Origin of the sequence: Novosphingobium aureum, assembly GCF_015865035.1 — a bacterium.
GTDB classification, from domain to species: Bacteria; Pseudomonadota; Alphaproteobacteria; order Sphingomonadales; family Sphingomonadaceae; genus Novosphingobium; species Novosphingobium aureum.
The window spans coordinates 212,334-224,415 of the sequence record NZ_JADZGI010000003.1; the positions used below are offsets into that span (position 1 = coordinate 212,334).

General features: G+C 68.7%; 11 protein-coding genes. 8 read left to right on the top strand and 3 right to left on the bottom strand.

All coding sequences use genetic code 11. From position 1 onward, the window contains the following. The first annotated feature begins 22 nt into the window (after window positions 1-22). The 6 genes from I5E68_RS16510 to I5E68_RS16535 all read left to right on the top strand — a co-directional run bounded on the left by I5E68_RS16510 (window position 23) and on the right by I5E68_RS16535 (window position 7,427). Window positions 23-493, top strand: coding sequence for a (2Fe-2S)-binding protein (locus tag I5E68_RS16510; RefSeq protein WP_197166052.1), 471 nt, complete (start codon window positions 23-25; stop codon window positions 491-493). After that, a complete protein-coding gene (locus I5E68_RS16515) occupies window positions 490-2,691 on the top strand; it encodes a xanthine dehydrogenase family protein molybdopterin-binding subunit (RefSeq protein ID WP_323982198.1) in 2,202 nt (733 codons plus the stop codon). Before I5E68_RS16510 ends, I5E68_RS16515 begins: the two co-directional genes overlap by 4 nt. 124 nt (window positions 2,692-2,815) lie before the next feature. After that, window positions 2,816-3,238, top strand: coding sequence for a VOC family protein (locus I5E68_RS16520; protein WP_197166053.1), 423 nt, complete (start codon window positions 2,816-2,818; stop codon window positions 3,236-3,238). A 5-nt stretch (window positions 3,239-3,243) separates the two neighbouring features. After that, the gene (locus tag I5E68_RS16525; RefSeq protein ID WP_197166054.1) at window positions 3,244-4,239 is read left to right on the top strand and encodes a homoserine dehydrogenase; all 996 of its coding nucleotides are present in this window, start codon (window positions 3,244-3,246) and stop codon (window positions 4,237-4,239) included. A 198-nt stretch (window positions 4,240-4,437) separates the two neighbouring features. Beyond that, window positions 4,438-5,688, top strand: a complete 1,251-nt coding sequence (locus tag I5E68_RS16530; protein ID WP_228727289.1) for a hypothetical protein — start codon at window positions 4,438-4,440, stop codon at window positions 5,686-5,688. 167 nt (window positions 5,689-5,855) lie between these two features. Further along, window positions 5,856-7,427: a bifunctional aminoglycoside phosphotransferase/ATP-binding protein gene (locus tag I5E68_RS16535; RefSeq protein ID WP_197166056.1), complete on the top strand. Its 1,572-nt coding sequence runs from the start codon at window positions 5,856-5,858 to the stop codon at window positions 7,425-7,427. Between the two features lie 19 nt (window positions 7,428-7,446). Here I5E68_RS16535 and I5E68_RS16540 read toward each other — a convergent pair whose 3' ends face one another. The 3 genes from I5E68_RS16540 to I5E68_RS16550 all read right to left on the bottom strand — a co-directional run bounded on the left by I5E68_RS16540 (window position 7,447) and on the right by I5E68_RS16550 (window position 10,001). Further along, the gene (locus I5E68_RS16540; protein WP_197166058.1) at window positions 7,447-7,881 is read right to left on the bottom strand and encodes a GtrA family protein; all 435 of its coding nucleotides are present in this window, start codon (window positions 7,879-7,881) and stop codon (window positions 7,447-7,449) included. Then, window positions 7,878-8,852, bottom strand: coding sequence for a glycosyltransferase (locus I5E68_RS16545; protein WP_197166060.1), 975 nt, complete (start codon window positions 8,850-8,852; stop codon window positions 7,878-7,880). The genes I5E68_RS16540 and I5E68_RS16545 overlap by 4 nt, the downstream gene beginning before the upstream one ends. Window positions 8,853-8,945: 93 nt before the next feature. Beyond that, window positions 8,946-10,001: a glycosyltransferase family 2 protein gene (locus I5E68_RS16550; protein ID WP_323982199.1), complete on the bottom strand. Its 1,056-nt coding sequence runs from the start codon at window positions 9,999-10,001 to the stop codon at window positions 8,946-8,948. Window positions 10,002-10,236: 235 nt separating this feature from the next. Here I5E68_RS16550 and I5E68_RS16555 point away from each other — a divergent pair, with 235 nt between their 5' ends. Together I5E68_RS16555 and I5E68_RS16560 are read left to right on the top strand one after the other, a co-directional pair. Continuing rightward, on the top strand, window positions 10,237-10,620 hold the full coding sequence (locus I5E68_RS16555) for a DMT family transporter (RefSeq protein ID WP_197166062.1): 384 nt from the start codon (window positions 10,237-10,239) through the stop codon (window positions 10,618-10,620). 22 nt (window positions 10,621-10,642) lie between these two features. Beyond that, the gene (locus tag I5E68_RS16560; RefSeq protein ID WP_197166064.1) at window positions 10,643-12,076 is read left to right on the top strand and encodes a DUF2142 domain-containing protein; all 1,434 of its coding nucleotides are present in this window, start codon (window positions 10,643-10,645) and stop codon (window positions 12,074-12,076) included. Window positions 12,077-12,082: the final 6 nt, after the last annotated feature.

Sequence of the window (12,082 nt, forward strand, 5' to 3'; positions counted from 1 at the left end):
GGGCAACATGTGGGGTGGGGCGATGGTCAAGCTGACAGTCAACGGGCAGGCACGCGAGGTGCAGGCCGATCCGGAAAAGCCGCTGCTCTGGGCACTGCGCGAGGATCTTGCCATGCCCGGGACCAAGTTCGGCTGCGGTGCCGGGCTCTGCGGGGCCTGCACGGTCCTGCTCGACGGACAGCCGGTGCGCTCGTGCCAGACCCCGATCGGGTCGGTGGGTGAAAGTGCGGTGACCACGATCGAGGGCGTCGCCGCGCAGCCTGCCGGGCCTGCGGTCCTCGCCGCATGGGCCGAGCTCGACGTGCCGCAATGCGGCTATTGCCAGGCCGGGCAGATCATGTCGGCGAGCTGGCTCCTGAGCGAGATGCCGAACCCCGGCGACGAGGAGATCGACGCGGCGATGAGCGGGAACATCTGCCGCTGCTCGACCTACACGCGCATCCGCAAGGCGATCAAGGCAGCCGCCGCAGCGCGCGCGGGAGAGCAGGCATGATGGCCGGTCTCGACGTCAGCCGCCGCTCGTTCCTCTCGGCCAGCCTGCTTGCCGGCGCGGTGCTCGGTTTCCAGGCCCGCCTCGCGCTCGCGGCAACGCCCGGGACCGAAGGCGCGCCGCCGCCCGCGCTTAATGCCTTCATCCGCATCAATCCCGATAACACGGTGGTGATCGGCGCCAAGAACCCCGAGATCGGGCAGGGCATCAAGACCATGCTGCCGATGCTCATCGCCGAGGAACTCGACGTCGCCTGGGAGCAGGTGAAGATCGAGCAGACCGACTTCGACGATGCGCTCTACGGCCCGCAGGGCGCAGGCGGCAGCCGCGCGACGCCGGTCAACTGGGAGCCGATGCGCCAGGCGGGCGCCGCCGCGCGCGCGATGCTGGTCATGGCCGCTGCCGGGCAATGGAAGGTCGCGCCCGAGACACTGACCACCGCGCAGGGCATGGTGCATCACGCGGCATCGCGGCGCATCGCCAGCTATGCCTCGCTCGCTGCGGCAGCCGCCGCGCTCACCCCGCCCGAACTCGCTGGCGTGCCGCTCAAGGACCCGGCGAAATATACGATCATCGGCACTCCGCGCAAAGGCGTCGACACGCCGGCGATCCTCGCGGGCAAGCCGCTGTTCGGCATCGATGCGAGCCCGCCGGGCATGGTCTATGCAGCGCTCGAGGCCTGTCCGGTCTTCGGGGGCACGCTCGCAAGCCTCGACGATGGCGCGGCCAGAGCCGCCAGCGGGGTCATCGCCGTGGTGCCGATCAACACCGGGCTCGTCGCCAAGGGCAAGCACGATGCCGTCGCGATCGTCGCCGACAGCTGGTGGAGCGCGCAGCAGGCGCGTGCGCTGTTAGCGGTCGAGTGGGACAATGGCGCCAATGCCGCCTTCTCGACTGCGGGTTATGCGCGCGAGGCCGAAACCGCGCTCGGCGGCGAGGCACCCAGCGACATCCTGCGCAAGGGCGATGCGAAAGCGGCACTGGCGCGCGCCGCCAAGACCGTCTCGGCGCGCTACAGCTATCCCTTCCTCGCGCACGGCACGCTCGAGCCGCAGAACTGCACCGCGCTCTACGAGGAGGGCAAGCTGACCTTCTGGGCGCCGAGCCAGTCGCCGGGCAGCGGGCGTCGGCAGGTCTGCGAGATGCTGGACCTGCCGCCCGAGGCGCTGACCATCCACATGACGCGTATCGGCGGCGGCTTCGGGCGCCGGCTGATGAACGACTACATGGTGCAGGTCGCGCAGATCGCGAAGGCGCTGCCGGGTCGCCCGGTCAAGCTGCTCTACACCCGCGAGGACGACATGCGCCACGACTGGTACCGTCCGGCGGGCTGGCATGCGCTGAGCGCGGGGCTCGACGAAGAGGGCCGTCTCGTCGCGCTGCAGGATCACTTCGTGACCTTCGGCGCCGAGGGCAAGCCGCTGCGCGCTGCGGAAATGGAGGAAACCGAGTTTCCCGCCCAGCTGCTCGACGACGTGCATTTCGGCGCGAGCTATCTCGCCACCAACCTGCCGACCGGCTGGCTGCGCGCTCCAACCTCGAATGCAATGGGCTTCGTGTTCCAGTCCTTCCTCGACGAGGTGGCCGAAGCTGCCGGGCTCGACCTGCCCAGCCTCGTGCTGCGCACGCTGGGCGAGGACCGCATGCTCGAGAAGGTGGGGCGCGCGCCCCAGTTCAACACGGCGCGCGCGCGCAAGGTGATCGAGGAAGCGGTGCGCTTCGCTGGCTGGAAGGGCACCCGCCCCAAGGGCCAGAGCGACAGCGGGAAGGGCAGGGGCTTCGGCTTCTACTTCAGCCATGCCGGTTACTTCGCCGAAGTCGTCGACGTCACCGTCTCGCCCGAAGGCACGATCACGGTCGACAAGGTCTGGGTGACCGGCGATGTCGGCGCGCACGTGATCAATCCGCTCAATGCCGAGAACCAGGTCCAGGGTTCGGTGATCGAGGGGCTGGGCCAGGCAATGATCGGGCAGGAGATCGAACAGGTCGAGGGCCGCATCACGCAGGCCAACTTCGACAGCTTCCCGCTCATGCGCATCGACGGTGCACCGGCCCAGATCGCGGTCAACTTCGTGACCTCCGACTATCCGCCCACGGGACTGGGCGAGCCGGCGCTGCCGCCGGTCGTGCCAGCGCTTGCCAACGCGGTCTATGCCGCGACCGGCCAGCGGGTGCGCTCGCTGCCGATGAAGCTGGCCTGAGACGGCGCGCAGCCGCGCGGGACCCTGCCTCGCCGCTGCGGCTTGCGCGCAAGGTCCGCGCGGCATATCGCTGCCACCTGAAACGGTCCCGCTTCGGGTCCGTCCCCGCGCGCGGAGCCTGCCCTTGTCAGCCTATCACCCGTTCCATCTCGCCTTTCCGGTCGACGATCTGGAGGCCGCACGCGGCTTCTATCTGGGCGTGCTGGGCTGCGCGGAAGGGCGTTCGAGCGCCGAATGGGTCGACTTCGACTTCTACGGCCACCAGATCGTCGCGCACCTCGCGCCCGAGGAAACAGGCGCGGTCAAGGCCAATGCGGTCGACGGCCACGGGGTACCGTGCCGCCACTTCGGCATCGTCCTGCCGATGGAGGAGTGGCACGTCCTGGCGCAGCGCATGACCGAGGCCGGCACCGCGTTCATCATCGAGCCCTACGTCCGCTTCAAGGGCGAGGCGGGCGAGCAGGCGACGATGTTCTTTGCCGATCCGGCGGGCAATGCCATCGAGGTCAAGGCCTTCGCCGACATCGGCCAGCTCTTCGCCAGGTGAACGCGATGCGCCGGGTCAATGTCGCGATAGCCGGGTTCGGCAACATCGGCCGCGAGGTCGCGCGCCTGCTGCTCGAGCGGCGCGCGCGCTATGCCCAGGTCTACGATGCGGACGTGCGCCTCGTTGGGGTCTGCGGCTCGCGAGCGGGCAGGGCTGGTGGCGATGGGCTCGAACCGGGTGATCTGGCAGACCTGGAGGAAGGGCTGAGCGGGCAGGTCTTCGTTGCCGCGCTCGCACCCGATGTGCTGATCGAGGCCGGGCCGACCGACTTCGCGACCGGCGGCCCGGCGCTCGGCTATCTCGCCGACCAGCTCGAGCGCGGCGGCGATGCGGTCGCGGTCTCGAAGGGCGCGCTGGTCCACTCGGGCGTGCACCTGCGCACGCTGGCCAAGGCAAACGGTGCGCGCCTGCGCATCAGCGGGGCGACAGCCGCGGCGCTGCCGACCATCGACCTCATCGAGACCGGCCTTCGCGGCGCGCGCGTGCTCGCGCTCGAAGGCGTGCTCAATGCCACCACCAACTACCTGCTCAACGCGATGATGGAGCGCGGCATTGGCTTCGAGGAAGCGCTGCACGAGGCGCAGGCGGGCGGCTTCGCCGAGGCCGACCCGAGCCGCGACATCGAGGGCTGGGACACGGCCTGCAAGCTGCTCATCCTCGCCAACTTCGGCCTCGATGCCGGGCTCGCCATCGGCGATGTCGCGGTCGAGGGGATCGGCGCGGTCACGCGCGAAGCGGTTGCGGCGTGGCGCGAGCAGGGCCTCGTGCCCCGGCTGGTGGGGCGGCTCGAGTACACCGGCGATACGCCGCGCGCGAGCGTCTCTGTCCGGACTTACCCGCTCGACGATCCCTTCGCGCATATCCCCGGCAAGACCAAGGCGCTGCGGGTCGAGACCGACTGCATGGGCGAGATCCTCACCATGGGGGGCGGTCGCGAGCCGCGCGCCACCGCTTCGGCTGCGCTCAAGGATCTCGAGCTGCTGCTAAGCGAACCGCGCTGAACAAGGCGATTCGCCGCTTGCATTGGCTGTCGCGCGATTTTTTCTCGGTAGTCCCGCACCCTTCAAGCCGCCAGACTACGGCGAGTCGCGCGCAAGTGAGCAGACATGCGCGGCGTTCGGGCCGCGGCTTGGTTAGAAAGCATTAAACACCCCTCTGCTAACCCCTTGCTAACCCTTGCAGCAGATTGATCGGTGCCCATGCTAAGCCAGCCCAGCCCGCAAAGCTTCGACCGCGCGTCGATGACCAATCCGCTTGCGGCCTGTCCCCTGCCGCCGCTCGACGGCCCGCAGGAGACCGACGACTGCGAGAACGAGGTCGCTGTCGCCAACTACAATTACGGCGGGCTCTTCGCGGGCAGCCGCACGCGTCCGCGCCCGCGCAAGAAGCCGGTGCTGATGCTTGCCGAGGGCGAGTTCGAGAAGGCCACCCGCGATCTCGCCAAGACGGCGGTTCAGGATTTCTCCGAGGGCAATCGCAGTGGGCGTGTCGGTCGTCTCGCGGGCCTCAGCCCGGTCGGCGACAACGCGGCCAATTCGATCTTCGACGAGGCGCCTGCCGCGCCGACGAAGGCGCCGCGTGCCCGCACTGCGCCGCGCCCCGCGCCGCTCGGCGAGCCCGACCGGTCGCCACCATCGCACCAGCCCGAGGCGGTGCAGCCGCCGATGCCGCAGGCCTACGCGCCCGCGCCCGAGGTGCCCGAACCCGCCCCGCTCGCTGCCGAACCAGCGCCCCAGCGCGCCGAGCCCGCACCGCTCTTCGCCGAAAGGCGTGCCGAGGCGCCTGCCGCTCCGGGCTTCGCGCACCGGCCCATCGACTGGAATCCGCTGGAGCCTGCGCCCGAGAGCGCGGCCCCGCGTTTCGAACACAAGCCGATCGATTTCGCCAGCATGTCCGCGCCGCGTCCACCCGCCTATCGCGACGCACCGGCAGAGCCCGAAGTGCGCGCCGAGGCCGCCGCCCCGCAGACCTGCACGCCGGAGCCTGCCGCCCCCGAACCTGCCGACAAGGCGGCAAGGCTGCGCGACCTGCTCGCTTCGATGGACAAGGGTGCGAGCGAGGAGCCAGCGCACCGCGAGGAGACCGAGGCGCGTTTCAACGACGATCACGGGGCCGAAAACCTCGCTGCATCTGATGAATACGAGGCACAGGCCCAGCCAGCAGTGCACGAGGAAGACGCCTGGAACGAAAGCGCCGCGACCGGCTTCGGCGAGGCGACCGTGACGCGCTACGACGACGAGTTCAGCGACGATTACCGCGCATCCGAACCCGCAGAGGCACCGGCGCTGGCAAGCGAGGAGGACTGGCAGGAGCCGGCCCGCCCCTCCGCGCCGACTTCGGCCATGGCCGAAGCGCCGCGCCATTCGCTGCGCGCACGCGTCCAGCAGGAAGAAACCCGGGCCGCGCCTTCGTTCTTCGCACGCCTGCTCGCGCTGTTCGGCCTGCGCTGAGCGCCTCGCGCGGGCAAGGCCCGCGCGCATTGTCCGTCGCGAAAATGTTGCAGTGCGCAACTGTAATTCGCGCCATAAATCCCCATCTTGCGATCGAGGCCGGGGCCATCGCCGCCGGTCGCGGACGGGCGGCACCTCGCGCCGCCGCGGATCGAGGATGAGAGCAGATGACAGGTACCAGCGTCACTACGCACGAGGACGCTCCAGCGCCTGACGACCAGCACGAGACGATCGCGATGCTGAGCGATCCCGCGACGTACGGCATCAGTGGCGAGGTCGAGCGGATCGACACCCATGCCGCGATCGTGTTTCTCGCAGGTGAGCGCGTCTACAAGCTCAAGCGCGCGGTACGTTATGCCTATCTCGACCACTCGACCCCGCAAAAGCGCCGTGCGGTCTGCGAAGCCGAGCTGCGGCTCAACCGCCGCACCGCACCCGACCTCTACCTCGATGTACAATGCGTGGGACGGCGCGCCGACGGCACGCTCGCGCTGGGCGAGGGCGAACCTGTCGACTGGCTGGTGGTGATGCGCCGTTTCGATGGCGACTGCCTGCTCGACGCGATGGCCGCGCGCGGGGGCCTCGACCCGCTGCTGATCCGCGAACTGGCCGATGCCATCGCCCGGTTCCACGCCGAGGCACCGGCGATCGAGGACGACGGCGTTGCTCGGGTGCGCGACGTGATCCTGGGCAATCACGCCAGCATGGAAGCTTTGCCCGAGGGCGCGATCTCGCCCGAAGAGCGCGGGCAGCTGTGCGAGACCAGCCTGGCCATGCTCGACAACCTGGCTCCGCTGCTCCACGAACGCGCCGCCGCAGGCCTCGTGCGCCACTGCCACGGCGACCTGCACCTCGCCAATATCTGCCTGTGGCAAGGCATGCCGACCTTGTTCGATTGCCTCGAGTTCGATCCCGCGCTGGCGACGACCGACGTGTTCTACGACCTCGCGTTTCTCGTCATGGACCTGTGGCATCGCGGCTTGCAGCGCGAGGCCAATCTCCTGCTCAACCGCTATTGCGACATGCGCCCCGAGGACGTGGGACTGGCGGCGATGCCGCTGTTCCTCTCGATGCGCGCGGCGATCCGCGCCCACGTCGGCGCGCTTGCCGCCGGGCAGCAGGCCGATGCCGAGGGCACCGCGCGCGTGCTCGGCGAGGTGCGCCGCTACATGGACGATGCGCTCTGCTTCCTCGAGCGCAAACCGGCGAAGCTGATTGCGGTCGGCGGATTGAGCGGCACCGGCAAGTCCACGCTGGCAGGCGAACTTGCCCCGCAGATCGGCAGTGCGCCGGGTGCGCGCTGGTTGCGCACCGATGTCCTGCGCAAGCGCATCCGCGGGCTCGTGCCCGAGCAGCACCTTCCCGCCGACGCCTATAGCCTCGAGGCGAGCCGCCAGCTCTACCACCGGTTGATCGACGATACCCGCAAGCTGCTCGAGGCGGGCTGCAGCGTCGTGCTCGACGGGGTCTTCGGGATCGAGAGCGACCGGCGCGAGATCGAGGCGCTGGCGCGCGCGCTCGGCGTGGAGTTTTGCGGAATCTGGCTCGAGGCACCGATCGAGGTGCTGCGCGCGCGCGTCGATGCACGCGAGGGCGATGCCTCCGACGCCGACGGGGCAATCGTCGACCTGCAGTCGCGCCACGACGTCGGCGACGTCACCTCATGGCATCGCCTGTCGAGTGCGGGCTCGCGCGCGGAACTGCTCGATCGGGCTCTGGCGCTGTGCCCGCCGCGCTGAAGCCTCACCAGCGCGACGTTCAGGCGCTCAGGCTCTGGCGCCGCCACAGGATCGCGATACGCGCGCTGGCGTAATTGTAGGCGATCATCGCGAGCGTCGATAACGGTGCTGCCTGCCACATCGGCAGGGAAAGCAGCTCGGCGAACACCACCAGACTTGCCCAGGCGATCGGTACCCCCAGCGCGCAGCCTGCCATGAAACGCAGGTACGCCGAGGCGCTGCGTGGCTGGCGAAAGGTCCAGCCCGCGTGGAGCACGTAGCCCAGTGTGCAGCCGATCGCCCAGGTCAGGGCAATGAGGATGCCATGCGAAAAGCCCATGGCATCGCCGCCGATGAGGATGACGTTGTTGACCAGCGCGCAAGCAGCGCCGACCACGAGGTATCGGTCGAAGGCAAGGGCCTCGACCCTCCGGGCAAACCACATGGCACCGCGCGCGAGGCGTGGTGCACTCATTCCAGGGCACCGCGCCAGTGCAGGCGCAGGCGCGGCCGCAGGCGGTCGATCAGGCGCGAGCCGTGCAGGTAGGCAAGAACCCCGCCCGGACCGAGCCGCAGCAGCGAGAGCGCAGCGCCTGCAAGAGCAAGGAAGTGCCCGGCAGAAGCCTGCCCGAGCGCGCAGTTGACCTCGATCGAGACCCGCGCGAGGCGCTCGAGCGCCCGTTGCGAGCGGCTTGGAAGAAGGGTCCCCGTCGCTCCGGCAAAGGCTGCGAGATGGCGCGCGAGCACGACTTCCTGCTGCGCGCGAAAGGCCTCGGCATCGAGCCGCCCCTGCATCGTCAGCGAGCCGGCGTGAATGCGAAAGGCCGTCGTGTTCGCACAGCGCACGTGAACCGGTCCATGCGCGGCGAGCTTGAGATAGAGGTCCCAGTCGGCGGTGTACCACAAGGCCTCGTCCATGCCTCCCACCGCGATCCAGGCATCGCGCCGGATCACCGGGCTGGGAATGGCGATCACGTTCTGGACCAGCAGTGCACGAAGCGCCGTGCGGCTTTCGTGCAGTCCCGGCGCGAAAGGCAGTTTCCAGTCGCCGATCTCGTGGTCGTGCGCATCGACGTAGTGCGAGGAAGCGATCGACATCGCGGCCTGCGGGGCAGCCGCAACGGCATATTTCAAGGCGCGCAGGTGACCGGGCAGCCACAGGTCATCCTGATGGAGCATGGCGATATGCTCGCCGCGCGCTTCGGCGACGCCGCAGTTGGTCTTGGCGGTCCAGGCCTCGAGCTCGGGCGTTTCCTGATAGCGGATGCGCAGGCGATCCTCGAACCCGGCAACGATTTCACGCGTCGCCTGCGTGTCGGCGCTCGAATCGTAGAGCAGGAACTCCACCTCGGCGAGCTCTCTGCCACCCGGATCGCTCGCGGCTGCACTGCCCAGCGTGCGCGCAAGGAACGCGCCGCCTTCGTGTACCGGGACAATGATGCTCAACCAGGGTTTCATGACACCGTGACAGTGAACCCCAATGGTTAACAACTTGCTGACCAATTTGCGATTTCGGTCGTGGTGCGCGTGATCGCAGGGCTATCGCGAAGGCGGCCCGATGGTCGGCCCGATCGGCTCGGACGGGGCATTGGCGGTATCGTAGCCGATGAAGGCTAGCAGCAGTTGCAGGCCGACGAGGATGGGCAGCACTGCGAGCATGACCGTGCCGGTCGGCGTCTCGATGCCTGCCCCGGCGTTGCGATACCAGGTGACCGCGCCGAAGATCGCGCCGAACAGGGTCAGCAGCAGGCCAAGCGGCAGTTCGATGGAGGCCAGCGTGAAATCGCGCAGGTAGTAGCTGTAGCCGAGCCGCTTTGCCAGATTGACCGCGTGACGCCGCGCGAAATGGGGGATCATGCGCAGAGGCTTCAGACTGCTTTCCTCGTCGCCGTAGACGGCGCGCATCGGCATGTCGACGACGCGTGCGCGCAAGGTATTGAGACGGAACAGCATGTCGCTCTCGAAGAAGTAGCGCCGTGCGATCAGGTCGAGCGGCAGATGCGCCAGCACGCGCGCGTCGATCGCGACGAAGCCGTTGTTGGGATCGAACAGCGACCAGTACCCGCTCGACAGCTTGGTCAGGAACGAGAGCGCGAGATTGCCCGCGATCCGCCCCTTGGGCATGGCCTTGACATCGGACACCATGAAGAAGCGGTTGCCCTTCACGTAGTCGGCCTGGCCGGCGAGGATCGGATGCACCAGCGCGGGAATCAGCGCCGGGTCCATCTGGCCATCGCCGTCGAGCTTGACCACCACCGCATGACCGTCGGCCAGCGCCGCGCGGTAGCCGGTCATCACCGCGCCGCCCACGCCCTGGTTCACGGTGTGACGCAGGACCGTGAGGCGCGGATCATCGCAAGCCGCCTCGAGCGCATCGCCGGAATGTTCGGGACAGGCATCGTCGATAGCGTAGATCGCGTGGCAACAGGGACCGATGCGCGCGACGAGATCGGCAATCTGGCGGCTGACGCGGTAGCACGGAATGACCACGGCGACGCTGCGCGCGTCGTGCTCCTGCGCGGGCAGGGGCATGGTCTGCTCGCGCGTGTCCGCCAGGTTCGCCTCGTCCTGCCTTTCCGGCGTTTCTCTCAGCACGTCCCCGTTCCTCGTCGGTGTCCCCTGCGCCGGTTGTGGCAAGAAAAGGCGCTGGCGGCAATCGGCCCCGGCGCCTGCCCTTGATTAGAACGCCGTCATGCGGCACCACTGCAGACAACGCGTTGCCGGGGGGCAACTCTTTGCCATGACTTGGCATTTCGCGAAGGGGGCGCCGCTTGATTGCAAGTCGTAACCGCTGGTCGAGGCGCACACACGCGCCGGGCTCGGGCGCACCATGACCGCAGGCGAAGTAGCCGGACTACTGGGCTTTTCAGCGATGCTCGCGGCCGGGCAGGCCCTGTTCAAGACTTGCGCGCTCGCGGTTTCGCGGCAGTCCGTCAGTGGCAATGAGGGCGGCAAAGGAACCGGCCTCGACTTTCTCGCCCTGCTGCAGGTGCCCAGTTTCTGGGCTGCGCTGATGCTCTACGGGCTGGCCACGGTTTTGTGGATCTACCTACTCCAGACCATCCCGCTCAGCCGCGCCTATCCTTTCGCCGCGCTCGGCTTCGTGATCGTCCCCGCCATCGCTGCCGTGTTCTTCAAAGAGAGCATCAGCGCCTCCTACGTGCTGGGCGCGCTGCTGATCGTGGGTGGCGTGATCGTCACCTCGCGGGCCTGAACCGGGAAGGGGGATACAGACCATGCTCTCATCCTCCCTTGGCAGCACGATACCCGTTTCCTCGCGCGCGCTCGCGGTGCCCGGTGCCACGCTGACCCGGGCCCATCCCGCAGCGCGACTGGTGCGCGCCTATCTCCTCGTCGGCGCAGTGCTCTACCTTGCCTTCGCGCTGCTCACGCCGCCGTTCCAGACGCCCGACGAGCATCAGCACCTGTTCCGCGCCTACCAGCTCGCCTCGTTCGAGCTGATCGGAGAGCGGCGCGGGCAGGAAAGCGGAGGCGAACTGCCCGAAAGCCTGTCGCGCGCCGCGTTGCCCGAACTCGGCACGCTCGCCCCGCATGTCGATCGGGCCATTCCCGAGACCACTTTCGCCAAACGCATCGCACGGGCCACACCCCTCGATGCATCAGGGCCCAGACGCTTCACCAACTTCCTCGGTTCGGTCAGCTATGCCCCGGTCGGTTACGTGCCGCAGATCGTGGCGATCTGGACCGGCGGGGCACTCGGTTTCTCGGTGGAGAACATCGTGCGACTGGGGCGGGTGTTCAACGCGCTGGTGTGCCTTGGCCTCTTCGCCGGAGCCCTGCGCTGCCTGCCGGTCGGACGGCTCGCCCTCCTGTTCCTGGCGCTATTGCCGATGACCGCATCGTGCGCGGGCGCCTTCGGGCAGGACGGCATGGTGATCGGCGCCGGGGCATGGCTCGCGGCGCTCGGCGTGCGGATCGCACTCCTGCGCAGCTGGAGCGGACGCGAATTCGCGCTGGCAGCGCTGCTCACCGCCTGCGTGACGCTTGCCAAGATGGTCTATCTACCGCTCGTGCTGCTGCCTCTGGTCGCAGGCAGCGGCGTGGTGCGCGAGCCGCGCTGGTACCTTCCACCCTTGCTCATCGCCTTGCCCGTGCTCGCGCTCCTGGGCTGGTGGCTCGGCCTCAACGCGGGGCTCTATGTCGCCATGAAGCCGGGGATGCCCGCGCCCGGCGAACAGGTCGCCTACCTGCTCGGCCATCCGCTCGCCTTCCCCAAGGCGCTGGTGGTCACGTACCTCGTGCGCGGCGGCGCGGTGCTCGACACGCTGTTTACCTTCGGCTGGCTCAACGTCGGCCCGGTCGCCGCTGCCCAGTGGCTGAGCGCCATCGCGCTCGGCATTGTGCTGTGGCAGGGCGACGGCGAAGCAGGAGCGCTTGCGCGCGCCTGGCGCTACTGGGCCGCCTTGCTGGTGCTGGCGATGATCGCGACGATGACACTCGCCCTCTACATTGCCGCGACCAGCGCGGGCAGCCTGCTGGTGAGCGGCATCCAGGGCCGCTACTTCCTGCCGCTCGCACTGCCCGCACTCGTCGCCCTGCTGCGCCACCGCCGCGCCGACGAGCGGCTCGCGCGCTGGGCGGTGTTCGTGCTGATGGGCATGGCCAACCTCGCCTCGCTGGTGACCATCGCGCGGGCCTATTACCTCTAGGGTCAG

Excerpts from the sequence above, each read along its gene's own strand:
- I5E68_RS16510 (WP_197166052.1), top strand. The coding sequence starts at position 23 with ATGGTCAAGCTGACAGTCAACGGGCAGGCACGCGAGGTGCAGGCCGAT.
- I5E68_RS16515 (WP_323982198.1), top strand. The coding sequence starts at position 490 with ATGATGGCCGGTCTCGACGTCAGCCGCCGCTCGTTCCTCTCGGCCAGC.
- I5E68_RS16525 (WP_197166054.1), top strand. The coding sequence starts at position 3,244 with ATGCGCCGGGTCAATGTCGCGATAGCCGGGTTCGGCAACATCGGCCGC.
- I5E68_RS16530 (WP_228727289.1), top strand. The coding sequence starts at position 4,438 with ATGCTAAGCCAGCCCAGCCCGCAAAGCTTCGACCGCGCGTCGATGACC.
- I5E68_RS16535 (WP_197166056.1), top strand. The coding sequence starts at position 5,856 with ATGACAGGTACCAGCGTCACTACGCACGAGGACGCTCCAGCGCCTGAC.
- I5E68_RS16540 (WP_197166058.1), bottom strand. The coding sequence starts at position 7,881 with ATGAGTGCACCACGCCTCGCGCGCGGTGCCATGTGGTTTGCCCGGAGG.
- I5E68_RS16555 (WP_197166062.1), top strand. The coding sequence starts at position 10,237 with ATGACCGCAGGCGAAGTAGCCGGACTACTGGGCTTTTCAGCGATGCTC.
- I5E68_RS16560 (WP_197166064.1), top strand. The coding sequence starts at position 10,643 with ATGCTCTCATCCTCCCTTGGCAGCACGATACCCGTTTCCTCGCGCGCG.